Origin of the sequence: Streptomyces thermolilacinus SPC6, from assembly GCF_000478605.2 — a bacterium.
Classification (GTDB): domain Bacteria; phylum Actinomycetota; class Actinomycetes; order Streptomycetales; family Streptomycetaceae; genus Streptomyces; species Streptomyces thermolilacinus.
Window position 1 is genome coordinate 2689618 of sequence record NZ_ASHX02000001.1, and the last position, 24914, is coordinate 2714531.

Genomic DNA, 24914 nt, shown 5'->3' on the forward strand with positions numbered 1-24914 from the left:
TCACGGGTACTACCCGCCGGGCTCGGCCACCAGTCGCGCCTGGCGCACTCGACCACAACAGAGCGTGCGGACAAACAGAAGTCGAACTAATCCGATCAAAAAACGGTCACCAAGTGCGACTTGAACCGCCTCTCAGTCGAAACAGAAGAGACTGAATCGATGATTTGAGCAACTCGGTGTAGCGCTCCCTGCACGAAGCGTTATTCTCCTCAGACGCATACGGAACCCCCCACGCGTCGCCACGACGAGTGAACGGTCCCGCACTGCACGTGATGGAAGCTCTGCCTCTGGGAGTCCCGTGTACCCACACGTCGGGGTTGACGCCTCGGGCCTGGCTACGCTGCGCGCAACGGTCCTCGACCACTTGCGCGGCTTCGTCCCCACCGCGTACGCCGTCCCCGCTTTCGCCGTACCGGCACCCGCCGGCCCCTGCTACGCCCTGGCCGACGGTGGTGCCGCGGCCGTCGGAAGAAGGACCGGACGGGGCGGCGCGGGCACCTCGACCACCGCCCGCCGCCCCACCGCCGACAGCGACGGCGGCCGCATGATGGAGCTGGTCGAACGCGCCCAGGCCGGCGAGGCCGAGGCCTTCGGCCGCCTCTACGACCAATACAGCGACACCGTCTACCGCTACATCTACTACCGCGTCGGCGGCAAGGCGACCGCCGAGGACCTGACCAGCGAGACCTTCCTGCGCGCGCTGCGCCGGATCTCCACCTTCACCTGGCAGGGCCGCGACTTCGGCGCCTGGCTGGTCACGATCGCTCGCAACCTGGTCGCCGACCACTTCAAGTCGAGCAGGTTCAGGCTCGAAGTGACCACGGGCGAAATGCTCGACGCCAACGAGGTCGAGCGCAGCCCCGAGGACTCCGTCCTGGAATCCCTCTCCAACGCCGCCCTGCTCGAAGCCGTCCGCAAGCTCAACCCGCAGCAGCAGGAGTGCGTCACGCTCCGCTTCCTGCAAGGTCTGTCCGTCGCCGAGACCGCGCGCGTGATGGGCAAGAACGAGGGCGCGATCAAGACCCTCCAGTACCGGGCCGTGCGCACCCTCGCCCGGCTGCTCCCCGAAGACGCCCGCTGACCCCCTGCCCCGTCCCGCCTCGGCCCCACGTCCCGTCCTGGTCCCCCACCAGTCCCCGTCCCCACCAGCTCCCCCCTCCAGTCCCAGTCCCCGTCCCGACCAGTCCCCCGGAAAGTCCCACTCGGTCCCCAACGAGCCCGTCCCGAGCCCGTCCCGAGCCCGCCGCCGCCCCAGCCGGCCCCCCTCCCCGCCAACTCACCCCTGGTGACCGCCTCATGACGCGCTGGTCCGATCATCTTCCGTCCGTAACCCAGGTGCCGCGACACTCGTTGTGCGGGATGCAGGCTCCCTCTGGTCGCGCCCTGTCCACAGCCACTCACTCGTACGTGTGGATGTGTTCAGCATGTGCAACCTTCCGGACCCCCTGGGGAGTCGACCGTCATGACGAGAGGAGGTGCCGCCAGTGATCGCGAACGTATCGGCGCACCGGCGGGCGAACGCCTTCGCCCAGGCCCTGGAAGATCAGGCGGCCCAGCAGCCCGAGGCGTCGGCCGAACCCAGCGAGCACGACAGGCTCCTGGCCCTGGCGAACGGACTCGGCGAGCTGCCGAAGCCGACGATGGACCCCGAAGTGAAGGTGGTGCAGCGAGCCCAGCTGGTCGCCGCCATGGAGGCGATGCTCCAGGAAGGCACGGCCGCGGGCGGTGCGTCCGCGGACCCTACGGTTCCGGAGCAGCGGACATCGAGCGGCCGCGGCGCGCACCGCGCCACCGCCCTCCGGAAATTGCGGCCCCGCAGCCGCTGGTCGAAGGGCCTGGCCGCCGGCGGCCTCACCGTGGGCGTGGCGGCGGGCGCGTTCAGCGGAGTGGCCGCTGCCAGTTCCGACGCCCTCCCCGGTGACTCGCTGTACGGGCTGAAGCGCGGCATGGAGGATCTGAAGCTCGGCCTCGCCGACGACGACGCCGACCGCGGCGAGATCCACCTCGACCACGCCTCCACCCGCCTCAGCGAGGCCCGCCGCCTGCTGGAGCGCGGCCGCTCCGGCGAGCTGGACCACGAGTCGCTGGCCGAGATCCGCCGCACGCTCAGCGGCATGCAGTACGACGTGTCCGAAGGCCACCGGCTGCTCCGCCTCGCCTACGAGCGGGACGGCCGCATCGGCCCCATGGCCACACTCGACTCGTTCGCCCGCAGCCACCGCGGCACCTGGGACGGGATGCGCGCCAAGCTCCCGCCCCAGCTCACCGATGTGCGCGACCAGGTGACGTCCGTCTTCGACGCCATAGACCAGCAGGTCGCCCCGCTCAAGTCGCAGCTGCCCACCTCCGGCCGGGAGGACGGCCGCGGCGGCGGGCCCGGCGAGTCCGGCACCCCCGACGGCTCCACCGGGCCCGCCCCGTCCCGCCAGGTCCCGTCCGGCCCGCACGGCGGACAGCCCGGCGACACGGACGGCCCGGGCACCAGCCCCGGCCCGTCCGGCGGTTCCAGCACGGCACCGGACGGCGGCCTCCTCGGCGGCGGTACGGGCGGCCTCCTCGACCCGGACCAGCCCGCCACGTCGGCGCCGCCCGGCCAGGACACCCCCCAGGAGTCCCCGGCGCCCAGGCCCGACGTGACCCTCCCGCCGCTGCTCCCCGGCATCCTCCCGGGCCTCGGCATCAACGGCGAGGACGCCGGCTAGGGCCGGTACGGCACGAGGGCGGGCGCCGCTCCCCCAAGGAAGCGGCGCCCGCCCTCGTACGCGTACGCCCGCGAAACCGCCGTACCGTCAGAAGAACACCGACCGGCGGCGCACCAGCAGCTTGTACAGCGTGTGCTGGATCTGCTCGCGCACCTGGTCGGTCAGGTTGAACATCAACATCGGGTCCTCCGCCGCCTCCGGCGCGTACCCGTCCGTCGGGATCGGCTCGCCGAACTGGATCGTCCACTTCGTCGGCAGCGGCAGCGCGCCGAGCGGGCCCAGCCACGGGAACGTCGGCGTGATCGGGAAGTAGGGGAAGCCCAGCAGCCGCGCCAGCGTCCTGGAGTTGCCGACCATCGGGTAGATCTCCTCCGCCCCGACGATCGAGCACGGCACGATCGGCACGCCCGCGCGCAGCGCCGTCGAGACGAACCCGCCCCGCCCGAACCGCTGGAGCTTGTACCGCTCGCTGAACGGCTTCCCGATGCCCTTGAAGCCCTCCGGCATCACCCCGACGACCTCGCCGCGCTGGAGGAGCCGCTCCGCGTCCTCCGCGCACGCCAGCGTGTGCCCCGCCTTCCGCGCGAGTTCGCTCACGACGGGCAGCATGAACACCAGGTCGGCGGCGAGCAGCCGCAGATGACGGCCCGCCGGATGGTGGTCGTGGACGGCGACCTGCATCATCAGCCCGTCCAGCGGCACCGTGCCCGAGTGGTTCGCCACGACCAGCGCGCCGCCCTCGGCGGGGATGTTCTCGACACCCCGCACCTCCACGCGGAAGTACTTCTCGTACAGGGGCCGCAGCAGCGACATCAGCACCTGGTCGGTGAGCTCCTCGTCGAACCCGAACTCGTCGACCTCGTACTCCCCGGTGATCCGCCGCCGCAGGAACGCCAGCCCGCTGGCGACCCGCCGCTCCCAGCCGTCCCCGACGCCCCGCCCCGCCGCCCCGTACGACTCGGGCGCTCCGGACACCTCGGGCGCCCCAGGATGCCCGGAGGACCCGGCCGCAACTGACTCCCCCGGTCCCTCGGAAGGCCCGTCCGCCCCCGGCTCACCGGACGCCCCCGACTGCCCCGGCAGGGGCGTCACCGGGCGCGGCGGGGTCGCCCTGCGGCGGGCGGCCGCGCGCGGGGTGCCGGACCGCGGGGTGCCGCCCCGGGGGCGGTCCTCGTCGAAGGGGATGACCTTGGCGTCCGCCATCGTTAGCCCGCGCTCCTTGTCCCGGCGGTTCCACGCCGCTTCGTCGTCCGCGCCGCGCTCTCGGTCAGCGCGGCCACGCCGTCGCCCAGCCGGGCCGCCACCCCGTCCACGGCCGCCGCCAGCGCGGCCGGGGGCAGCAGGCCGGGGCCCCGGTGCCGTACGAAGTCCGCGAAGGTCTCCGCCGTCGTGTACGTGGGCGCGAACCCGAGGGTCTCGCGCGTCTGGACCGTGCTGACGACCCGGCCGTGCGTGAGGAGCCGGATCTCCTCGGGCGAGAAGTCGCTCACGCCCAGCGTCCGCAGCGCCGTGCCCGCCCAGGTGACGGCCGGGGGCAGCAGCGGCAGCGTCGGCCGTCCGAGGCGCCGCGCGCACTGCGACAGGGTCAGCACCCCGTCCCCCGCGACGTTGAACGTGCCGCTGTTGAGGGTGCCCCGGCGGGGCTCGGCCGCGGCGATGCTCAGCACGTCCAGGACGTCGTCCTCGTGGACGAACTGGAGCCGCGGGTCGTACCCGAGGACCGTGGGCAGCACCGGCAGCGAAAAGTACTGGGCCAGCGGGGACACCGCGTCGGGGCCGAGGATGTTCGCGAAGCGCAGCACGCACACGGCCACGTCGGGGCGGCGCCGGGCGAAGCCCCGTACGTACCCCTCGACCTCGGCGACGTCCTTCGCGAAGCCGCCGCCGGGCAGCGACTTGGGCGGGGTCGTCTCGGTGAACACCGCCGGGTCACGCGGCGCGGAGCCGTAGACGGTGGTGCTGGAGCGGACGACGACACGGCTGACGGTGGGGCACTTCTGGCAGGCGCCGAGCAGCTGCATCGTGCCGATGACGTTGGTCTCCTTGGCGGCCGTCCGGCCGCCGCCGCCCGCCGGGGCGGTCGCGGCGATGTCGAGGTGGACCACCGTGTCCACACCGTGCTCGGCGAGGACCCGGCCGATGGTGGGCTGCCGGATGTCGGCGCGGACGAACAGGGCGCCGCCCAGCGGGTGCTCGGGCGGTACGGCGTCGACCCCGACGACCCGGTCGATGCCGGGGTCGCGCATGACGCGCCGTACGAAACGGCCGGCGAGCTGCCTGGCCACCCCGGTGACGAGCACGACCCTGCCCACGTTCAGCGCCTTCCGTTCGAATCCCCGTGACGCGTGTGGCTGCCACCGTAGCGGGTCGGCGGCGGACGGCGGCGGGCCCGGGCCCCGGAACCGGCCATCAGGCCCGGGGCGGGCCCGGAAATGACCGCGGCCCTCCCACCGGAACCGGTGGAAGGGCCGCGAGGCGCACGTACAGCCGCCGCTTACTTCTTGTTACGGCGCTGAACGCGGGTGCGCTTCAGAAGCTTGCGGTGCTTCTTCTTCGCCATCCGCTTGCGCCGCTTCTTGATAACAGAGCCCACGACTACCCTCGCTCACTTCTCGGAACACCCCCGCACAAGCGGGGATCTCGGTGCGGGGCGTCTGGGCCCACACGACCTACGTCGGCCTAGCCTACCCGCCGAAGCGCCGAGCTCGTAATCCGAGGGTGGTGAGAGGACTCCGGACTACGCGGTCTCCACCCCCACGAAGGACTCGCGGAGGTACTCGTGAACCGCCTGCTCCGGCACCCGGAAGGACCTCCCCACCCGGATCGCCGGCAGATGACCGCTGTGCACCAGCCGGTACACGGTCATCTTGGACACACGCATCACCGAGGCAACTTCCGCCACGGTCAGGAACTTGACCTCGTTGAGAGGTGTCTCGCCAGCAGCAACCATGACCCACCTGTACCTTCCGCACATGACGCCACCGGCTTCCCCTCCGGTGACTCTTCGTCGCTGTGCGCTCACTCCCCAGACTAGGGGCGGTTGATACGGGTGGGGAAGAGGAGCAGCCATCCGCCGCCTACTGTGACAGACACGCCCGATTGAGTACATAGCGAGTGAGCGGGCGGTAGGAGGCTGAGCGCACGGCGTCGTCCAGCGGCACCGCGACCGCCACCTGCCCCTCGGCCTCCCCGACGAACAGCGCGGGGTCGTCCGTGTCGGCCAGGCCGATGGCCTCGATGCCCAGCTGACCTGCCCCGCAGACCCATCCGTGGTCCCCCACGACCAGTTCCGGAAGGACCCCGCCGGCCTCGGCCGCGGCCTCGAGGGCGGCCCTCACGGGGAGGGGTGAGTGGGTGTGCGCGCCGGGCTCACAACCGGCGCTCCCGCCGTGGGACTCCCGTACGAGTGCGACTCCGTGTGCGTAGACGAGACGATGCGTGCGTACGCCAAATCGGGTCGTTATGTCGATACATCTCCCCTGCGCGGGGCTGAGTACGGGACAGCCCGCCGACGACATGGCGTCCGCCAACGTGGCGTAGAACGCCAGCAGCCGGTGCGGGTGCCCGGTCCCGAACAGCACGGGTGCGCGGCGTCGGGCGGCCGCGGCGAGCCGCCCGGCGAACGCGTCGAGCGCGCTCAGGGTCCGCTCGGGGTCGATGACGTCGTGCCCGGTACGGTGCCAGGGGTCGCCGGACACCCCGCACCGGTCGGCCATGAGCCGCAGCAGGTCCCGTTCGTCCCACCGCTGTTCGGGGTCGAGGCCGAGGGTGGCGCGCGGGTCCCGGGCGGCGAACAGCCGGTAGTTGCGCAGGCTCTTCTCGCGCGCCGTGGCGACGGGCCCGGCCAGTCCGGCCGCCAGCAGATGCGCGCGCAGCGCCCCGGTACTCAGCACGCCGCCGATGCTGCCGTACGGGTCCGCCTGCCGCGCCGGGAACGGCCGGGCACCGCACGGTCGGCGTAACGCCCGCCGCGGCCCCTGCGTGCGCCCGCGGGGCCCCTACGGGTGGACGAGCAGTCCCCGCAGGGGGAACACCGCCTTGCGGGTGGCCAGGACGGCCTGGTCGAGCCGGTCCTCGGGGTCGTAGCCGTCCTCCCAGGCGCGCCAGGTGACGGGCCACCGGCCGTCGGTCATGCGCCGGGGCCCGGGCGTCCGGGTCCGCGCGTACACGATGCTCCGCCATTCCTCGGGGATGACCGTCTCGGGCGGCACGTCGGCTCCGGCGGCGATGGCGACGAGGTGCGTCCAGGAGCGCGGTACGACGTCCACGACCGCGTACCCGCCGCCGCCCAGGGCGATCCACCGGCCGCCTTCGACGTACTCGTCGGCGAGGCCCCGGCAGGCCAGTTGGACGGCCCGCTGCGCGTCGAGGGACACGGCGAGGTGGGCGAGGGGGTCCTCGAAGTGGGTGTCGGCGCCGTGCTGGGTGACGAGGACCTGCGGCCGGAAGTCGGCGAGGAGTTCGGGCACGACGGCGTGGAAGGCGCGCAGCCACCCGGCGTCGCCGGTCCCGGCGGGCAGGGCCACGTTGACGGCGCTGCCCGCACCCGCGCCCGGCCCGCCGGTCTCCTCGGGCCATCCAGTGCCGGGGAAGAGGGTGCGGGGGTGTTCGTGGAGGGAGATGGTGAGGACGCGCGGGTCGTCCTGGAAGACGGCCTGCACGCCGTCGCCGTGGTGGACGTCCACGTCGAGGTACGCGACGCGTTCGGCGCCGAGTTCGAGGAGCCGGGCGATGGCGAGGGCGGCGTCGTTGTAGACGCAGAACCCGGCGGCGGCGCCGGGCATGGCGTGGTGGAGGCCGCCTGTGAAGTTGACGGCCCGGTTGGTGTCGCCGCGCCACACGGCTTCGGCGGCGCCGACGGACAGCCCGGCGATGCGGGCGGACGCCTCGTGCATGCCGGGGAAGGCCGGGTCGTCGGGGGTGCCGAGCCCGTACGCCTGGTCGGCGTGGCGCGGGTCGGCGGACGCGGCCCGTACGGCGTCGAGGTAGTCCTCGCGGTGGACGAGCCGCAGCGTGGAGTCCCCCGCTGGCTGCGCGGACCGGACGTCGAGGGCCCGGTCCACGTCGAGGGCGCTCACCAGTTCCCTGGTCAGCCCGAGCCGTACGGGGTCCATCGGATGGCCGGGCCCGAAGTCGTACCCGGTGACTGCGTCATCCCACATCAACAGTGCGCGGCCGCTCATGACCGCCACCGTATCGGTCGCCGCGCCCGGCGAAGCACCCGGCGTACGGGAGCGTCGCCAGCAGGAGCACGAGCGGTACCGCCATGGCCCAGCGCGGGCTCCACGCCTCGCCGAGCGCGCCGACGAGCGGCGCCCCGACGAGGAACCCGGCGTACGTGAACACGTTGAGCCGCGCGACGGCCGTGTCGGCGGCGGGGTGCTGCCCCGCCGCGGCGAACGTCTGCGGGACGATCACGCTCAGCCCGAGCCCGAGGACGGTGAACCCGGCGAGCCCGGTCCACGGCCCGGGCGCGAGGGCGACGACGGCGAACCCGCCGGACGCGAGGAGGGCGCCGCCCCGGACGACGGCGACGGGCCCGTGCCGCCGTACGGCGAGGTCGCCGAGGGCCCGCCCGATGAGGGTGGTCGCCATGTACGCGCTGTACGGGAGGGTGGCGAGCGCCTCGGTGCCGCCGAGCGTGTCCAGGACGTAGGTGGCGCTCCAGTGGGAGACGGTGGCGTCACCGATGTACGCGAACGCCATGACGAGGCACAGCGGCAGGAGGCCCGCCCACGGCACGGGCCCGTCCTTCCGGGGGAGGTGGCCCTGCCGGGCTCGCCGGGCGCCGTGGTCGTCCGGCCGGCCGCCGTGGTGCCGTCCGGCGATGAGCGCGACGGTCAGGAGTGCCAGGGCGAGCGGCGGGTGGAAGTGGCCGAGCGGCAGGCCGAGCCGGGCGCCGCCCCATGCGAGGGTGGCGCCGCCGATGCCGCCGAGGCTGTACGCGGCGTGGAAGCCGAGCACGATGCTCCGCCCGTACGCCTGCTGGAGGGTGACGCCGCGCATGTTCATGGACGCGTCGAGCGCGCCGACGGCGAGGCCGAACACGGCGAGGGCGGCGCCCAGCTGCCATGCCCGCGTGCCGAGGCCGACTCCCGCGAGGGCGAGGAGCACGAGCGGCTGGGCCCATCGCAGGACGGTGGTGACGGGGACGCGGGCGACGAGGGCGCCGGTCGCGGCGCTGCCGACCCCGGCGAGCACGGGCACTCCGCCGAGGTAGGCGGGCAGGAGGGCGTCCGGGATGCCGTACTGCTGCTGGACGGCCGGGATGCGGGTGACGAGCAGCGCGAACGCGGCGCCTTGGACGAGGAACGTGAGGGTCAGCGCGCGCCGCCCGCGCCGCAGCCGCGCATCGGTCATGGCCGGAAAGGGTACGGCGGTGGTCAGCCGCTGGACAGGTCTGTCACAGGACGAGCGCGGGGAGCTGGGCCATGTCGTCGAAGTAGCCGTTCGCGCCGGGAAGTTCGCCGGGGCCGCTCATGGCGGTGAAGGCGTACACGTCCATGCCGGCGGCTCGGGCCGCCTGGATGCCGAGGGCGCTGTCCTCGATGACGACGCACCGGTCGGGGGCGACGCCCATCCGCTGGGCGGCGTGGAGGAACAGGTCGGGGGCGGGCTTGCCCCGGCCGACGTCCTGGGAGCTGAACACGACGTCGGGTGTGAACCACAGGTCGAGCCCGGTCTTGCGGTGTCCGACGCGGATGCGTTCGTGGCTGCCGGAGGAGGCGACGCAGTAGGGCACGCCGTCGGCGGTGAGCTTGCCGAGGACGTCGGTCACTCCGCCGACGGCGGTGAGGTCGCGTTCGAAGGCGGCGAAGACGCGGGCGTGGAAGGTCGCGTCGAAGTCGTCGGGCAGGCGCTGTCCGGTCCGTTCGAGGATCGTGTCGTGGACGCGGTGCATGGCCCCGCCCATGTAGTCGCGGAGCGAGTCCTCGTACGTGGTGGGGTGCCCCAGCTCGGTGAGGTAGCCGGCCAGGATGGCGTTGGACAGGGGTTCGCTGTCGACGAGCACGCCGTCGTTGTCGAATATGACCAGGTCGTAGCGCATGGAAGCCACCCTAGACGCAAAAAAGCCCCGGCCCCGAGAAACATGGTTTCTCGGGGCCGGGGCCCAATATTTGTTCGGCGGCGTCCTACTCTCCCACAGGGTCCCCCCTGCAGTACCATCGGCGCTGAAAGGCTTAGCTTCCGGGTTCGGAATGTAACCGGGCGTTTCCCTAACGCTATGACCACCGAAACACTATGAAGATGAACTCAACCAGCCAAACGGGAGTTCGTTACTTCAGAACTAACACAGTGGACGCGAGCAACTGAGGACAAGCCCTCGGCCTATTAGTACCGGTCAACTCCACCCATCACTGGGCTTCCATATCCGGCCTATCAACCCAGTCGTCTACTGGGAGCCTTACCCTCTCAAGGAGGTGGGAATACTCATCTCGAAGCAGGCTTCCCGCTTAGATGCTTTCAGCGGTTATCCCTCCCGAACGTAGCCAACCAGCCATGCCCTTGGCAGAACAACTGGCACACCAGAGGTTCGTCCGTCCCGGTCCTCTCGTACTAGGGACAGCCCTTCTCAATATTCCTACGCGCACAGCGGATAGGGACCGAACTGTCTCACGACGTTCTAAACCCAGCTCGCGTACCGCTTTAATGGGCGAACAGCCCAACCCTTGGGACCGACTCCAGCCCCAGGATGCGACGAGCCGACATCGAGGTGCCAAACCATCCCGTCGATATGGACTCTTGGGGAAGATCAGCCTGTTATCCCCGGGGTACCTTTTATCCGTTGAGCGACGGCGCTTCCACAAGCCACCGCCGGATCACTAGTCCCGACTTTCGTCCCTGCTCGACCCGTCGGTCTCACAGTCAAGCTCCCTTGTGCACTTACACTCAACACCTGATTGCCAACCAGGCTGAGGGAACCTTTGGGCGCCTCCGTTACCCTTTAGGAGGCAACCGCCCCAGTTAAACTACCCATCAGACACTGTCCCTGATCCGGATCACGGACCCAGGTTAGACATCCAGCACGACCAGAGTGGTATTTCAACGGCGACTCCACCATGACTGGCGTCACAGCTTCAAAGTCTCCCACCTATCCTACACAAGCCGAACCGAACACCAATATCAAACTGTAGTAAAGGTCCCGGGGTCTTTCCGTCCTGCTGCGCGAAACGAGCATCTTTACTCGTAGTGCAATTTCACCGGGCCTATGGTTGAGACAGTCGAGAAGTCGTTACGCCATTCGTGCAGGTCGGAACTTACCCGACAAGGAATTTCGCTACCTTAGGATGGTTATAGTTACCACCGCCGTTTACTGGCGCTTAAGTTCTCAGCTTCGCCTGGACGAATCCAAGCTAACCGGTCCCCTTAACGTTCCAGCACCGGGCAGGCGTCAGTCCGTATACATCGCCTTACGGCTTCGCACGGACCTGTGTTTTTAGTAAACAGTCGCTTCTCGCTGGTCTCTGCGGCCACCCCCAGCTCCGGAGGTAAACTCCATCACCAGGCGTGGCCCCCCTTCTCCCGAAGTTACGGGGGCATTTTGCCGAGTTCCTTAACCATAGTTCACCCGAACGCCTCGGTATTCTCTACCTGACCACCTGAGTCGGTTTAGGGTACGGGCCGCCATGAAACTCGCTAGAGGCTTTTCTCGACAGCATAGGATCATCCACTTCACCACAATCGGCTCGGCATCAGGTCTCAGACTATGTGTCACGCGGATTTGCCTACGTGACGTCCTACACCCTTACCCCGGGACAACCACCGCCCGGGCTGGACTACCTTCCTGCGTCACCCCATCGCTCACCTACTACCAGTCTGGGCCACCGGCTCCACCACTCCGTGCTTGTCCGAAGACGCACACGGCGGTTTCACGGGCTTAGCATCGCTGGGTTCAGCGCTGGCGCTTCAAAGCGGGTACCGGAATATCAACCGGTTGTCCATCGACTACGCCTGTCGGCCTCGCCTTAGGTCCCGACTTACCCTGGGCAGATCAGCTTGACCCAGGAACCCTTAGTCAATCGGCGCACACGTTTCTCACGTGTGTATCGCTACTCATGCCTGCATTCTCACTCGTGAACCGTCCACAACTCGCTTCCGCGGCTGCTTCACCCGGCACACGACGCTCCCCTACCCATCCCAGCGGGCGTTGGCCCTCATGCTGGAATGACACGACTTCGGCGGTACGCTTGAGCCCCGCTACATTGTCGGCGCGGAATCACTTGACCAGTGAGCTATTACGCACTCTTTCAAGGGTGGCTGCTTCTAAGCCAACCTCCTGGTTGTCTCTGCGACTCCACATCCTTTCCCACTTAGCGTACGCTTAGGGGCCTTAGTCGATGCTCTGGGCTGTTTCCCTCTCGACCATGGAGCTTATCCCCCACAGTCTCACTGCCGCGCTCTCACTTACCGGCATTCGGAGTTTGGCTAAGGTCAGTAACCCGGTAGGGCCCATCGCCTATCCAGTGCTCTACCTCCGGCAAGAAACACACGACGCTGCACCTAAATGCATTTCGGGGAGAACCAGCTATCACGGAGTTTGATTGGCCTTTCACCCCTAACCACAGGTCATCCCCCAGGTTTTCAACCCTGGTGGGTTCGGTCCTCCACGAAGTCTTACCTCCGCTTCAACCTGCCCATGGCTAGATCACTCCGCTTCGGGTCTTGAGCGCGCTACTGAATCGCCCTGTTCGGACTCGCTTTCGCTACGGCTTCCCCACACGGGTTAACCTCGCAACACACCGCAAACTCGCAGGCTCATTCTTCAAAAGGCACGCAGTCACGACCCACATCCGAAGATGTGAGCGACGCTCCCACGGCTTGTAGGCACACGGTTTCAGGTACTATTTCACTCCGCTCCCGCGGTACTTTTCACCATTCCCTCACGGTACTATCCGCTATCGGTCACCAGGCAATATTTAGGCTTAGCGGGTGGTCCCGCCAGATTCACACGGGATTTCTCGGGCCCCGTGCTACTTGGGTGTCTCTCAAACGAGCCGTCAATGTTTCAGCTACGGGGGTCTTACCCTCTACGCCGGACCTTTCGCATGTCCTTCGCCTACATCAACGGTTTCTGACTCGTCTCACGGCCGGCAGACCGTGAAAGAGAGATCCCACAACCCCGCATGCGCAACCCCTGCCGGGTATCACACGCATACGGTTTGGCCTCATCCGGTTTCGCTCGCCACTACTCCCGGAATCACGGTTGTTTTCTCTTCCTGAGGGTACTGAGATGTTTCACTTCCCCTCGTTCCCTCCACTTACCCTATGTGTTCAGGTAAGGGTGACAGCCCATGACGACTGCCGGGTTTCCCCATTCGGACACCCCCGGATCAAAGCTTGGTTGACAGCTCCCCGGGGCCTATCGCGGCCTCCCACGTCCTTCATCGGTTCCTGGTGCCAAGGCATCCACCGTGCGCCCTTAAAAACTTGGCCACAGATGCTCGCGTCCACTGTGCAGTTCTCAAGCAACGACCAGCCACCCATCACCCCACCGCAACCGCGGCGAGTTCACTGGGGCCGGCGTTCGAAGGGCGAGCAGCGCTCGCACCCTCAGACACCCAACAGCGCGCCCGACCCGGTCCCTGTCCGGAGATCATGCGTTCCACGCTCTTACGAGCAGTACTAGCAGCCTCCGGCCCAGTTGCCTGGCCGAATAGTCAACGTTCCACCCATGAGCAACCAGCATCAGACATTCGCTGATGTACTGGCCCCTGGACCACTTGCGTGGTCTAGAAGTGCTCCTTAGAAAGGAGGTGATCCAGCCGCACCTTCCGGTACGGCTACCTTGTTACGACTTCGTCCCAATCGCCAGTCCCACCTTCGACAGCTCCCTCCCACAAGGGGTTGGGCCACCGGCTTCGGGTGTTACCGACTTTCGTGACGTGACGGGCGGTGTGTACAAGGCCCGGGAACGTATTCACCGCAGCAATGCTGATCTGCGATTACTAGCGACTCCGACTTCATGGGGTCGAGTTGCAGACCCCAATCCGAACTGAGACCGGCTTTTTGAGATTCGCTCCACCTCACGGTATCGCAGCTCTTTGTACCGGCCATTGTAGCACGTGTGCAGCCCAAGACATAAGGGGCATGATGACTTGACGTCGTCCCCACCTTCCTCCGAGTTGACCCCGGCGGTCTCCCGTGAGTCCCCAGCACCACAAGGGCCTGCTGGCAACACGGGACAAGGGTTGCGCTCGTTGCGGGACTTAACCCAACATCTCACGACACGAGCTGACGACAGCCATGCACCACCTGTACACCGACCACAAGGGGGCACCCATCTCTGGGTGTTTCCGGTGTATGTCAAGCCTTGGTAAGGTTCTTCGCGTTGCGTCGAATTAAGCCACATGCTCCGCCGCTTGTGCGGGCCCCCGTCAATTCCTTTGAGTTTTAGCCTTGCGGCCGTACTCCCCAGGCGGGGAACTTAATGCGTTAGCTGCGGCACGGACGACGTGGAATGTCGCCCACACCTAGTTCCCAACGTTTACGGCGTGGACTACCAGGGTATCTAATCCTGTTCGCTCCCCACGCTTTCGCTCCTCAGCGTCAGTATCGGCCCAGAGATCCGCCTTCGCCACCGGTGTTCCTCCTGATATCTGCGCATTTCACCGCTACACCAGGAATTCCGATCTCCCCTACCGAACTCTAGCCTGCCCGTATCGAATGCAGACCCGGGGTTAAGCCCCGGGCTTTCACATCCGACGCGACAAGCCGCCTACGAGCTCTTTACGCCCAATAATTCCGGACAACGCTTGCGCCCTACGTATTACCGCGGCTGCTGGCACGTAGTTAGCCGGCGCTTCTTCTGCAGGTACCGTCACTTTCGCTTCTTCCCTGCTGAAAGAGGTTTACAACCCGAAGGCCGTCATCCCTCACGCGGCGTCGCTGCATCAGGCTTTCGCCCATTGTGCAATATTCCCCACTGCTGCCTCCCGTAGGAGTCTGGGCCGTGTCTCAGTCCCAGTGTGGCCGGTCGCCCTCTCAGGCCGGCTACCCGTCGTCGCCTTGGTGAGCCGTTACCTCACCAACAAGCTGATAGGCCGCGGGCTCATCCTGCACCGCCGGAGCTTTCCACCACCATCAGATGCCTGAAGTGGTCGTATCCGGTATTAGACCCCGTTTCCAGGGCTTGTCCCAGAGTGCAGGGCAGATTGCCCACGTGTTACTCACCCGTTCGCCACTAATCCCCCACCGAAGTGGGTTCATCGTTCGACTTGCATGTGTTAAGCACGCCGCCAGCGTTCGTCCTGAGCCAGGATCAAACTCTCCGTGAATGCTTCCGGGTTATCCCGGTGACACTCGCGTTGAGCGGAACCCGAAGGAGGAATAGTCCTTCCGGTTCTCAGCGTCCTCGCTGTGTTTTTTCAAAGGAACCTCGTCTCAGAGAGACGGGGTTATCAACATATCTGGCGTTGACTTTTGGCACGCTGTTGAGTTCTCAAGGAACGGACGCTTCCTTTGTACTCACCCTCAGTCCCCTGCGGGCTTTCCTCCGGGCGCTTCCCTTCGGTGTTTCCAGCTTAGCAGATCCGTTTTCCGTTTCTGCCACCCGCTGGAGCGGGCTGCCGGGCCGTTCTTCGCTTTCGCGCTTTCCCTTTCCGGCGGTTCCGACTCTATCAGATCCCTTCGGGCCTGATTCCCAGTCAGCGGGGTTTGTCCTCGCGGCCATTGGGCCGTTCCGACGTCGTGAACCTTAGCGAATCCGTGAGCCCGACGCTAATCGGGCTCCCGCTCTCTCGAACGTGGATTCCTCATTCCGCAAAAGCGCACGAAAAGCGACGCGACGGTGAGTCGCTCGCTGGAGGTGTTTCTTGCGGAATGGCTGTCCGGGGACCGACCGGGGTCGGCGCTCACGTCGGACAACTCGGAGAACAGTACGCACGGCCCGCACCACTGTCAACCCACGCCCCTACCCGGCTAGGGTGCCGTTATGACAACGCATGCGCACAGCCTTCTGTGGTGGGCCGCCTGACGGCGGCCCCGTACTGACGCATGCAGACAACGGCCGCCGCCTCGGCGGCCGTTCGTGTTTCCCCCTCCGGGCGGGGCGGCCGTGGGGAGCGGCGGTCCCGACCAGGAGCGAGAGGGACAGCGACATGACGCGGATCTTCAGCGGGGTCAAGCCGACCGGGCATCTGACGCTGGGCAACTACATCGGGGCCGTACGGAAGTGGGTCGAGGAGGACCAGCACCGGGCGGACGCCCTGTTCGGCATCGTGGACCTGCACGCCCTGACCGTGGAGCACGATCCGGCGCGGGTCCGGCGGCTCAGTCGGCAGGCGGCGACGCTGCTGCTGGCGGCCGGGCTCGACCCGGAGCGGTGCGTCCTCTTCGTGCAGAGTCATGTGGACGAGCACGCGCGGCTGTCGTACCTGCTGGAGTGCACGGCGACCGACGGGGAGATGCGGCGCATGATCCAGTACAAGGAGAAGGCGGCGCGGGAGCGGGGCGGGAGCGTGCGGCTGTCGCTGCTGACGTACCCGGTGCTGATGGCGGCGGACATCCTCGCGTACGAGACGGACGAGGTGCCCGTGGGGGACGACCAGGCGCAGCACGTGGAGCTGACGCGGGACCTGGCGGTGCGGTTCAACCAGCGGTACGGGCACACGTTCACCGTGCCGAAGGCGACGCATCCGGTGGTCGGGGCGCGCGTCATGAACCTCCAGGACCCCACCTCGAAGATGGGGAAGTCCGATGACAGCGGGCCGGGCATCGTCTACCTGCTGGACGAGCCGGACGTGGTGCGGCGGAAGGTGATGCGGGCCGTCACCGACAGTGGGCAGGACGTCGTGTTCGACCGGGAGGGGCGTCCCGGGCTCGCGAACCTGCTGGAGGTGCTGGCCGCGTGCACGGGCGCGGCTGACCCGGCGGAGCTGGCCGGGGACTACGCGTCGTACGGGGCGCTGAAGCGGGATGTGGCGGACGCGGTGGTGGAGCTGCTGCGGCCGCTGCGGGAGCGGCACGCGGAGCTGGTGGCCGATCCGGCGTACGTGGACGGGGTGCTGCGGGCCGGGGCGGAGCGGGCGCGCGGCATGGCACGGCCGGTGGTGGACCGGGCCTACCGGGCGGTGGGGCTGTTGCCGGCGGTCTGACGGAACGCGGTGCGGTAGTCGCGCGGGCTGGTGGCGAGGTGCGTCGCGAAGTGCTGGCGCATGGTGACCTCGCTGCCGAAGCCCGCGCGGCGGGCCACCTCGGGGAGCGGGTGGTCGGTGCGTTCGAGGAGTTTCTGCGCCGCGGCGACGCGCTGGGCGGTGAGCCAGCGCAGGGGGCTGGTGCCGGTCGTCGCTCGGAAGTGGCGGGCGAACGTACGGGGCGACATTCCGGCGCGGGCCGCGAGGGAGGCGACGGTGTGGGGCTCGTCGAGGTGGGCGAGGGCGTGGGCTCGTACGGCGGCGAGGGTGTCGGCGTCGCGGTCGGCGCGCGGGGTGGGGTGCTCGATGAACTGGGCCTGCGTGCCGGTGCGGAACGGGGCGGTGACCATGGCGCGGGCGATGGTGGCGGCGGTTTCCGCACCGTGGACGGTGCGGACGAGGTGGAGGCACAGGTCGAGGCCCGCCGCGGTCCCGGCGGAGGTCCACAGGCCGCCGTCCTCGATGAACAGGGCGTTCGGTTCGACGGTGACGGCCGGGTGGCGTTCGCGGAGGCGGTCGGCGACGTACCAGTGGGTGACGGCGCGGCGGCCGTCGAGGAGACCGGCGCGGGCGAGGACGAACGCGCCCGCGCAGAGGGCGGCGACGGGGGTGCCGGCGCGGTGGGCGCGGCGCAGGGCGTCGAGTACGGGCGGGTCGATGTCCAGGTCGGGGTCGGTGAGGCCGGGGACGACGACGAGGTCGGCACGGTCGAGCCAGGTGAGCGGCCGGTCGGGGGTGAGGGCGAGGCCGCCGGGGATCGGGACGGGGGTGGTGGGGTCGGCGGCGGCGCGGCGCAGTTCGAACGGGGGGACGCCCCGGTCGCCGCGGTCCACGCCCCAGACCTCGGTGATGACGGAGACGTCGAAGGCGCGTACGCCGGGGAAGGCGAGCATCGCCACGCGGTAGGGGGCCACGGGCCTGAGGATGCCAGGGGTGGTGGCCGTATGTCATCGATGGGTGGCGTTGCCGCCACTGGTGGGGGCGGGGTGGCGGCCGGAGGATTTCCGGCATGGAACTGAACGAGAGCGTTGTGGCCGGTGCGATCGAGGACGGGTACGGGGACGGGGTCGAGGTGGCGGCCGATGCCGCGCTGATCGTGGTCGATGTCCAGAAGGGCTTCGCGGAGCCGTACTGGGGGCGGCGGAACAACCCGGGGGCGGAGGGGAACATCGCGGCGCTGATCGACGCGTGGCAGGCGTCGGGGCGGCCGGTCGTGTTCGTACGGCACGACTCGGTGTCCCCGCGGTCGCCGCTGCGGCCCGGGCAGCCGGGGAACGGCTTCCAGGACCTGGTGGAGGAGCGGCGGGGCAAGGGCTCCGGGCCCGAGCTGCTGGTGACCAAGTCGGTGAACTCGGCGTTCTACGGCGAGCCGGACCTGGACGCGTGGCTGCGGGGCGCGGGGGTGCGGCAGCTCGTGGTCGTCGGCGTCCAGACGAACATGTGCGCCGAGACGACGGCCCGGATGGGCGGGAACCTCGGGTACGACGTGCTGTTCCCGCTGGACGCGACGCACACGTTCGACACGACCGGGCCGTTCGGGTGGACGCTGACGGCCGACGAGCTGGCGCGGGCGACGGCCGTGTCGCTGCACGCGGACCGGTTCGCGCGGGTGGTGCGGACGGCGGATGTGCTGCGGGGCCTTTAGCCGACAGGGAGCGGTGCGGGTCAGCCGTTGCCGGAGGCGAGTTCGCGGCTGCGGTCGCGGGCGGCTTCCAGGGCGGCGATGAGGGCGGCTCGTACGCCGTGGTTCTCCAGCTCGCGGATGGCGCTGATCGTCGTACCGGCCGGGGACGTGACGGCCTCGCGGAGCTTGACCGGGTGCTCGCCGCTGTCGCGGAGCATCACGGCGGCGCCGATCGCGGCCTGGACGATCAGGTCGTGGGCCTGGGCGCGGGGCAGGCCCAGCAGGATGCCCGCGTCGGTCATCGCCTCGACGAGGAAGTAGAAGTACGCAGGTCCTGAGCCGGACAGGGCCGTCGCGGCGTCCTGCTGGGACTCGGGGACGCGGAGGGTCTTGCCGACGCCGCCGAAGATCTCCTCCGTGTGGGCGAGGTGCTCGCCGGTGGCGTGGGTGCCCGCGGAGATGACGGACATGCCCTCGTCCACGAGGACGGGGGTGTTCGGCATGACGCGGACCACCGGGGTGTCCGGGGCGAGGCGCTCCTCGATGAACGCGGTGGGGATGCCGGCTGCGGCGCTGATGACGAGGTGGTCGCGGGTGATGTGGTGGGCCAGCTCGTCCAGGAGGCGGCCCATGTCCTGCGGCTTCACGGCGAGGATGAGCGTGTCGGCCCGCTTGGCCGCCTCGGCGTTGCCGACGGCCTCGACGCCGTAGCGGGTGCGGAGCTCCTCGGCGCGCTCCGGGCGGCGGGCGGTGACGAGGAGGTGGGCGGTGGGCCAGCCGGCCCTGATCATGCCGCTGAGGAGGGCCTCGCCGATCTTGCCGGTGCCGAGGACCGCGACTGTCTGGGTCATTGCTCTGCTCACCTCGCCGTGCGCTGGTACGTGCCTGGGCCCATCCTTCCACCGGGGCGGGGGGTGGTGGAGGAGGTGTCCGAGGGGCGGTACGAGGTGCGTCGGGGTGGTCGGGTGGGGCGCGCCGGGTGTTCGGTCGCTGACGGTTGTCGGGTGCGGATGTCGGGGGGTGCGGGGGTCAGGGGGTGCGGCGGCGGAGGGTGGCGGCGCCGAGGGTGAGGACCAGGAGGGCACAGCCGGCGACGACCAGGGCGTCGCGGACGAAGTCGCCGGTGACGTCGGGGTGGTGGAGCACCTGGTTCATGCCGTCCACGGCGTACGACATGGGGAGCGCGTCCGAGACGGCTTCGAGTACGGGATGCATGCGGTCCCGCGGGGTGAACAGGCCGCACAGGAGGAGCTGCGGGAAGATCACCGCGGGCATGAACTGGACGGCTTGGAACTCGGACGCGGCGAACGCCGAGACGAACAGGCCGAGCGCGGTGCCGAGGAGCGCGTCGAGCAGGGCGACGAGAAGCAGCAGCCAGGGCGAGCCCGCAACGTCGAGGCCGAGGACCCCGACGGCGACGGCGGTGGCGAGTGCGGACTGGACGACGGCGAGCAGGCCGAAGGCGAGGGCGTACCCGGCGATCAGGTCCGCTTTGCCGAGGGGCATGGCGAGGAGCCGTTCGAGGGTGCCCGATGTGCGTTCGCGGAGGGTGGCGATGGAGGTCACCAGGAACATCGTGATCAGCGGGAAGATGCCGAGCAGGGACGCGCCGACCGTGTCGAAGACGCGCGGGCTGCCGTCGAAGACGTACCGGAGCAGCGTGATCATCAGCACCGGGACGAGGAGCATCAGGGCGATGGTGCGCGGGTCGTGGCGGAGCTGGCGCAGGACGCGGGCGGCGGTGGCCAGGGTGCGGCGGCCGTTCATGGCTGGTCCTCGTGGGCGGGGTGGTTGGCGGGGGCCTGAGCGGGGTGAGGGGTGTGGCCGGTGGTGGCGATGGCGGCGGCGGTGTCCACCAGGCGGAGGAAGGCTTCTTCGACGGTGGCGGTGTCGTTGCGGCGGCGGAGGGCGTCGGGCGTGTCGTCGGCGAGGAGTTCGCCCTCGCGCAGCAGCAGGAGGCGGTGGCAGCGCTCGGCCTCGTCCATGACGTGGGAGGAGACGAGGAGGGTGGTGCCCCGGTCGGCGGCGATGCGGTGGAAGAGGTCCCACAGGTCGCGGCGGAGGGCGGGGTCGAGGCCGACCGTCGGCTCGTCGAGGACGAGGAGGTCGGGGCTGCCGAGGAGGGCGACGGCGAGGGAGACGCGGCTGCGCTGGCCGCCGGAGAGCCGGCCCGCGAGGGCGTCGGCGTGGTCGGTGAGGTCCACGTCGGCGAGGGCGCGGGTGACGGCCTCGGCGCGCTGGTCGCGGTGCCGGCGGCCGGGGTGGAGGACGTCGGCGAAGTAGGCGAGGTTCTGGCGGACGGTCAGGTCGTCGTAGACGGACGGGGCCTGGGTGACGTAGCCGATGCGGGGGCGGAGGACGGGGTCGCCCGCGGGGCGGCCGAGGACGTTCAGGGTGCCGGTGACGTTGGCCTGGGTGCCGGTGACGGCCCGCATGAGTGTGGTCTTGCCGCAGCCCGAGGGGCCGAGGAGGCCCGTGATGCGGCCGGGCGGTACGGAGAAGTCGAGGCCGCGGAGGACGGTACGGGGTCCGCGGACGACGGTGAAACCTCGGGCTTCGATGGCCGCGCCGGAGGAATTCATCATGTGATGAATAGTGGACGCGGGGGTGCGGGGCGTCAAGGAGGTGGGGCGGGGCGAGGGGGGTGGGATGGCGCTTGGGCCGTTCTCGTACTGGGCGCGGGCCGTCTCGTACTCGGCGCGGGCGAGCTTCTCGCCGGGCGCCTCGAACAGCGAGCGCACGAAGTAGGCGAGGAGCGCGCCGAGGAAGCCGACGGCCTTCAGGCTGCGCAGTGCCTCCTCGCGCGCCGGGTCGGCCGGGCGGCTTACGAACCCCTCCCACGTGCGCTGGAACGCGACGGCCGTGCACACCGCGAACATCACGATCAGCAGGCCGTTGACGAACCCGCCGACCTGCGCGATTGCCAGGCCCTCGTACGCGAAACGCAGGACGAGCGCGCCCGCCACCGCCGCCGCCAGGGACCCGGCGGCGACACCGGCGCGCCGCAGCCCGTACCCGCCGTCGCGGGCGACCCACGTCGTACCGAAGAACCGGAGCGCCTCGGGCTGCGGGCCGCCGGGTGTGCCGGTCGCGCCGGACGGGCCGGATGCGGCGGCGGGGCCGGTCGGGGGCTTGGTGTCGGTCGGGTCCGTGGGGTCGCTCACGGGGCCGATTATCCCTCGCCGGCCGACGCCGCCGCCGTGCGCGTCAGCCGCAGCGCACCGTCACGTACCCGTCGGTGCCGGTCCTGACGTACGCGTCCGACACCCACTCGCCGTTGCCGATGTTGTCCCAGATGTTCGACGTGCCGTACGTGCCGGTGACCCAGGTGCCGGGCGACTGGCAGTTGATCGGGACGTTCACGCCCGTCGGCAGGGTCTTCACGATGCCGTAGTGCGTGCCGGGGCCGCTGCGGACGTTGAGCTGGACCCCCGGCGCGACCGGGTACCGCTTGACCGAATTCGTGCTCATGTGTGCCTCCCCCCGAGGCGCCCGCCGAATGCGGGTGCGTCTACGAGGGGGAGGCTAACAAGCCACACCGACATCGCACGCATCATCGACTAGGCTCCGTGCGTCGCGCGCGCCGGACGTGCGCCGCGCGTCCGAGCGAGCACACACGGGGGTGGACGATGCCGCCGCTGCGCAGCCCCGGTCCCGTACCGGAAGCGGAGCATCCGGAGTACGCCGGGAGGTACCGGCTGGAGGACTGGCTGGGCTCGGGCGGCATGGGGGTCGTCCGGCTGGCCACGTCCGACTCCGGGCTGCGCCTCGCGGTGAAGGTGGTCCATGCCGAGCACGCGGCGGACCCCGAATTCAGGGCGCGTTTCCGGCAGGAGGTCGATGCCGCGCGGCGGGTCAGCGGGGCGTTCACCGCGCCGGTCGTGGACGCCGACCCGGACGCCGCGCGGCCGTGGATGGCGACCCTGTTCATCGACGGGCCGACGCTGTCGGACCGGGTCAAGCGGAACGGACCGCTGGACGCGGTGGAGCTGCGCAGGCTGGGTGCCGGCCTCGCGGAGGCGCTGCGCGACATCCACCGGGCGGGGGTCGTCCACCGGGACCTGAAGCCCAGCAACGTCCTGCTCGCCGGTGACGGGCCGAAGGTCATCGACTTCGGGATCTCGCGGCCGAGCGACAGCGATGTGCGCACCGAGACGGGGAAGCTGATCGGCACGCCGCCGTTCATGGCGCCCGAGCAGTTCCAGCGGCCCCGCGACGTGGGGCCCGCGGCCGACGTGTTCGCGATGGGCGCGGTGCTGGTGCACGCGGCGACGGGGCGGGGGCCGTTCGACTCCAACAGCCCGTACATCGTGGCGTACCAGGTGGTGCACAACGAGCCCGATCTCGCGGGCGTGCCGGAGGAGCTGGCGCCGCTGCTGCTGCGGTGCCTCGCCAAGGACCCGGTCGAGCGGCCGCTGCCCGAGGAGGTCATGGCGGCGCTGCGGGTGCCGGGCGGGCGTGTGGTGGGTGCGCTCGAGGTGCGGGGTGGGGGTGTCGGGGCTGGTGCTCGCGTTGGCGCCGGTGCTCGTGTTGGCGCCGGTGTGGATGCGGGTGCCGGTGCTGGTGGTGGTTCGGCTGGGGTGCGGGTGCCGGAGCAGCGGGGGCGGCTGGGGCGGCGCGGTGTGGGGGCGGCTGAGGCCGGTGGGGTGAGTGAGGCCGGTGGGGGTTCGCCGAACGCGGGTGAGCTTGGCGGGTCGGGGTGTGCTGGTGGGGCGGCGCGGGGGCGGGGTGCGGCTCGTCGGGTGCGGCGGCCTCGGCTTGTGTGGGTGGCCACGGGGGTCGCGCTGGCCGGGGCGCTCGTCGGGGGGCTGATCGCCGTACAGGGTGCGGGCGAGCGGGGCGGCGGGGTGCGGGACGCCGGGTCGGCCGCCGTGGCGCGGAGTTTCCGGGCGTGGGCCGTGCCGCTGGGTACGGGCGCCGACGCGGAGCGGCCGCCGGTGTGCGCCGCCTCGGACGGTGCGCTGTTCTGCGCCGCGCCCGGGGTGAAGGCCGCGCGGCTGGACCCGGCGGACGGGACGGTGGCCTGGTCGGTGCCGGCCGAGGGGCCGGGCCAGGGGCCGGCCGTGCAGGGGTCGGATACGGCCGTGGTGGCGGCCGGAGGGCTCGTACGGGTGGTCGGCGACCGGGCGGCGGGCGGCGACGCCCGGCTGGAGGCGCTGGACGCGGCGTCGGGTGCCGTGCGGTGGGGCGTGGACCTGGGTGCGTACGCGCAGGTCGTGCACGGCCCGGACGTCGTCCTGGTCGTCCGCGAGGACGGGCGGGTGCGGGCGCTGGACGCGGCGACGGGCGCCGAGCGGTGGACCGGGCGGCCGTCGGCGCGGGCGCAGTGGGTGGCCGGGGCGGTGGCGGGCGGGCCCGTGTTCGCCGCGTCCGTCGCCATGGACGGTGCGTCCACGCTGGTCAGCGCCGTGGACCCGGTGAGCGGCGCGGTGCTGTGGCGGAAGCGGCTGCCGGGTTCGCTGACGCCGGTGCAGGCGACGGACGGGGCGCTGGTGCTGCTGGCCGCCGACAAGGACCTGTACACGGACGCGGTGGTACGGCTGGACCTGCGGGACCGGGGCGTGCGGCGGGTTCCGCTGTCGGGGGCGGCAGACCAGGCGCAGGCGGTGGTGGCCGGGGACACGGCGTACGTGATCGGGTCGGGCGGGGCGCTGGCCGCGGTGGACCTGGGCGCGGGGCCCGGGCGCGGACGGGAGCTGTGGCGGCTGGAGACCGGGGCGGCGCGGGTGTCGCGGCCGGTGGTGGCGGAGGGGCGGGTGTTCCTGATGGCGGGTGACGGGCGGCTGCTGGGCGTCGACGCGGGGCGGGGGGTGCTGGTGGGGCAGAGCGGGCCGCGGATGGCTGGTGGGGTGGTGACGTTACTGGCGGCGCCGGTGGTGGTGGGGGGAAAGGTGTACGGCGGTGCGCCGGACGGGGTGGTCTTCGGGGTGGACCCCGCGGGGTGGTGACCCCGCGCCCCTTGCGGGGCGTACGCCCCTGCGGGGTGGCCCCGCGGCTCGTTGGGCGCGCCCTTCGGGGAGGGTGCGGCCTGCGGGGTGGGTCGTTCTGTGCGACGTCCCCCCGTTGTGGGCAGCAGGTCCGACACGGTGCCACCCCACGCCGGGGTGGGCGCAACGCGGCGCCCCGCCACTGCGTTGTGGGCAGGCGTTCCGCGAGGGGCGGAACGCGTGGGCGCAACGGGGTGCCCCGCCCGGGAGGGGTCCGCACCTGTGCGGCAGGCGCTGGGACCGTCACCCGCAAGTCCGCTGTGCCCACCCGTTCCGCCCCCGGCGGACCAGCTGCCCACAGCGGCAGCGGCCCGCGGGGCAGCGCGGCCGCGACGGACCCGCCGGGCCGGGCAGGGGCAGAGGCCCCGGGGCAAGGCCCTGGGGTCTAGGGCTCAGTGGCGCGGGGCCAGAGTGCCGACCGGGCTCACAAGAGGCGCGGGGCCTGGGCCCGGATCCCGGCCCGCCTCGG

Annotated in this window: 18 protein-coding genes and 3 rRNA genes; 5 read left to right on the plus strand and 16 right to left on the minus strand. The window is 70.3% G+C overall.

Annotated features, from left to right (window positions below; genetic code table 11):
• Positions 1-298: 298 nt before the first annotated feature.
• Both J116_RS11395 and J116_RS11400 read left to right on the plus strand, forming a co-directional pair.
• On the plus strand, positions 299-1081 hold the full coding sequence (locus tag J116_RS11395; RefSeq protein WP_023587202.1) for an ECF subfamily RNA polymerase sigma factor, BldN family: 783 nt from the start codon (positions 299-301) through the stop codon (positions 1079-1081).
• Positions 1082-1484: 403 nt separating this feature from the next.
• Entirely contained in the window at positions 1485-2702 is a 1218-nt protein-coding gene (locus J116_RS11400; protein WP_023587203.1) for a DUF5667 domain-containing protein, read from the plus strand.
• Between the two features lie 87 nt (positions 2703-2789).
• Here the strand turns inward: J116_RS11400 and J116_RS11405 are convergent, their stop codons facing one another.
• The 11 genes from J116_RS11405 to J116_RS11450 form a co-directional block, all read right to left on the minus strand.
• On the minus strand, positions 2790-3905 hold the full coding sequence (locus tag J116_RS11405) for a 1-acyl-sn-glycerol-3-phosphate acyltransferase (protein WP_023587204.1): 1116 nt from the start codon (positions 3903-3905) through the stop codon (positions 2790-2792).
• Between the two features lie 2 nt (positions 3906-3907).
• Entirely contained in the window at positions 3908-5014 is a 1107-nt protein-coding gene (locus J116_RS11410) for an NAD-dependent epimerase/dehydratase family protein (RefSeq protein WP_023587205.1), read from the minus strand.
• Positions 5015-5196: 182 nt separating this feature from the next.
• Positions 5197-5295: a 30S ribosomal protein bS22 gene (locus J116_RS28475; RefSeq protein ID WP_003948845.1), complete on the minus strand. Its 99-nt coding sequence runs from the start codon at positions 5293-5295 to the stop codon at positions 5197-5199.
• 144 nt (positions 5296-5439) lie between these two features.
• Positions 5440-5652 (minus strand): helix-turn-helix domain-containing protein, encoded by a 213-nt coding sequence (locus J116_RS11415; protein ID WP_058944276.1) that lies wholly within the window; start codon positions 5650-5652, stop codon positions 5440-5442.
• A gap of 127 nt (positions 5653-5779) precedes the next feature.
• Complete coding sequence (locus tag J116_RS11420; protein WP_023587207.1) at positions 5780-6595, minus strand: phosphatase; 816 nt, start codon at positions 6593-6595, stop codon at positions 5780-5782.
• Between the two features lie 105 nt (positions 6596-6700).
• On the minus strand, positions 6701-7885 hold the full coding sequence (locus J116_RS11425) for an acetoin utilization protein AcuC (RefSeq protein WP_023587208.1): 1185 nt from the start codon (positions 7883-7885) through the stop codon (positions 6701-6703).
• The gene (locus J116_RS11430; RefSeq protein WP_023587209.1) at positions 7854-9062 is read right to left on the minus strand and encodes an MFS transporter; all 1209 of its coding nucleotides are present in this window, start codon (positions 9060-9062) and stop codon (positions 7854-7856) included. Before J116_RS11430 ends, J116_RS11425 begins: the two co-directional genes overlap by 32 nt.
• A 43-nt stretch (positions 9063-9105) precedes the next feature.
• Positions 9106-9750, minus strand: coding sequence for an HAD family hydrolase (locus tag J116_RS11435; protein ID WP_023587210.1), 645 nt, complete (start codon positions 9748-9750; stop codon positions 9106-9108).
• A 72-nt stretch (positions 9751-9822) separates the two neighbouring features.
• A 5S ribosomal RNA gene (rrf, locus tag J116_RS11440) occupies positions 9823-9939 on the minus strand.
• Between the two features lie 75 nt (positions 9940-10014).
• Positions 10015-13136 (minus strand): 23S ribosomal RNA (locus J116_RS11445).
• A 313-nt stretch (positions 13137-13449) separates the two neighbouring features.
• Positions 13450-14977, minus strand: a 16S ribosomal RNA gene (locus tag J116_RS11450).
• The 16S, 23S and 5S rRNA genes sit together here, the layout of an rRNA operon.
• A gap of 822 nt (positions 14978-15799) precedes the next feature.
• Between J116_RS11450 and trpS the strand changes: the two genes are divergently transcribed.
• Positions 15800-16795 (plus strand): tryptophan--tRNA ligase, encoded by a 996-nt coding sequence (gene trpS / locus J116_RS11455; RefSeq protein ID WP_023587211.1) that lies wholly within the window; start codon positions 15800-15802, stop codon positions 16793-16795.
• Here the strand turns inward: trpS and J116_RS11460 are convergent.
• Complete coding sequence (locus J116_RS11460; RefSeq protein ID WP_051203714.1) at positions 16762-17727, minus strand: GlxA family transcriptional regulator; 966 nt, start codon at positions 17725-17727, stop codon at positions 16762-16764. The genes trpS and J116_RS11460 overlap by 34 nt on opposite strands.
• Positions 17728-17843: 116 nt before the next feature.
• On the opposite strand from J116_RS11460, the gene J116_RS11465 reads away from it, so the two are divergent.
• Positions 17844-18479 carry a cysteine hydrolase family protein gene (locus J116_RS11465; RefSeq protein ID WP_023587213.1) on the plus strand — a complete coding sequence of 212 codons (636 nt, stop codon included), beginning with the start codon at positions 17844-17846 and terminating at the stop codon, positions 18477-18479.
• A gap of 20 nt (positions 18480-18499) precedes the next feature.
• Here the strand turns inward: J116_RS11465 and proC are convergent, their stop codons facing one another.
• The 4 genes from proC to J116_RS11485 form a co-directional block, all read right to left on the minus strand.
• The gene (proC, locus tag J116_RS11470; protein WP_023587214.1) at positions 18500-19309 is read right to left on the minus strand and encodes a pyrroline-5-carboxylate reductase; all 810 of its coding nucleotides are present in this window, start codon (positions 19307-19309) and stop codon (positions 18500-18502) included.
• A gap of 178 nt (positions 19310-19487) precedes the next feature.
• Positions 19488-20225 carry an ABC transporter permease gene (locus tag J116_RS11475; RefSeq protein ID WP_023587215.1) on the minus strand — a complete coding sequence of 246 codons (738 nt, stop codon included), beginning with the start codon at positions 20223-20225 and terminating at the stop codon, positions 19488-19490.
• Positions 20222-21043 (minus strand): ABC transporter ATP-binding protein, encoded by an 822-nt coding sequence (locus J116_RS11480; protein ID WP_099048229.1) that lies wholly within the window; start codon positions 21041-21043, stop codon positions 20222-20224. The genes J116_RS11475 and J116_RS11480 overlap by 4 nt, the downstream gene beginning before the upstream one ends.
• Before the next feature lie 622 nt (positions 21044-21665).
• Positions 21666-21929 (minus strand): hypothetical protein, encoded by a 264-nt coding sequence (locus J116_RS11485; protein ID WP_023587217.1) that lies wholly within the window; start codon positions 21927-21929, stop codon positions 21666-21668.
• A 158-nt stretch (positions 21930-22087) separates the two neighbouring features.
• On the opposite strand from J116_RS11485, the gene J116_RS11490 reads away from it, so the two are divergent.
• Positions 22088-24406 (plus strand): serine/threonine-protein kinase, encoded by a 2319-nt coding sequence (locus tag J116_RS11490; RefSeq protein WP_023587218.1) that lies wholly within the window; start codon positions 22088-22090, stop codon positions 24404-24406.
• The last annotated feature ends 508 nt before the right edge of the window (positions 24407-24914 follow it).

Bases quoted from the DNA above. Each gene is read 5' to 3' on its own strand.
- J116_RS11415 (WP_058944276.1), bottom strand. From the start codon at position 5,652: ATGGTTGCTGCTGGCGAGACACCTCTCAACGAGGTCAAGTTCCTGACC.
- J116_RS11485 (WP_023587217.1), bottom strand. From the start codon at position 21,929: ATGAGCACGAATTCGGTCAAGCGGTACCCGGTCGCGCCGGGGGTCCAG.
- J116_RS11430 (WP_023587209.1), bottom strand. From the start codon at position 9,062: ATGACCGATGCGCGGCTGCGGCGCGGGCGGCGCGCGCTGACCCTCACG.
- J116_RS11405 (WP_023587204.1), bottom strand. From the start codon at position 3,905: ATGGCGGACGCCAAGGTCATCCCCTTCGACGAGGACCGCCCCCGGGGC.
- proC (WP_023587214.1), bottom strand. From the start codon at position 19,309: ATGACCCAGACAGTCGCGGTCCTCGGCACCGGCAAGATCGGCGAGGCC.
- J116_RS11460 (WP_051203714.1), bottom strand. From the start codon at position 17,727: ATGCTCGCCTTCCCCGGCGTACGCGCCTTCGACGTCTCCGTCATCACC.
- trpS (WP_023587211.1), top strand. From the start codon at position 15,800: ATGACGCGGATCTTCAGCGGGGTCAAGCCGACCGGGCATCTGACGCTG.
- J116_RS11435 (WP_023587210.1), bottom strand. From the start codon at position 9,750: ATGCGCTACGACCTGGTCATATTCGACAACGACGGCGTGCTCGTCGAC.
- J116_RS11465 (WP_023587213.1), top strand. From the start codon at position 17,844: ATGGAACTGAACGAGAGCGTTGTGGCCGGTGCGATCGAGGACGGGTAC.
- J116_RS11480 (WP_099048229.1), bottom strand. From the start codon at position 21,043: ATGATGAATTCCTCCGGCGCGGCCATCGAAGCCCGAGGTTTCACCGTC.
- J116_RS11490 (WP_023587218.1), top strand. From the start codon at position 22,088: ATGCCGCCGCTGCGCAGCCCCGGTCCCGTACCGGAAGCGGAGCATCCG.
- J116_RS11425 (WP_023587208.1), bottom strand. From the start codon at position 7,885: ATGAGCGGCCGCGCACTGTTGATGTGGGATGACGCAGTCACCGGGTAC.
- J116_RS11475 (WP_023587215.1), bottom strand. From the start codon at position 20,225: ATGAACGGCCGCCGCACCCTGGCCACCGCCGCCCGCGTCCTGCGCCAG.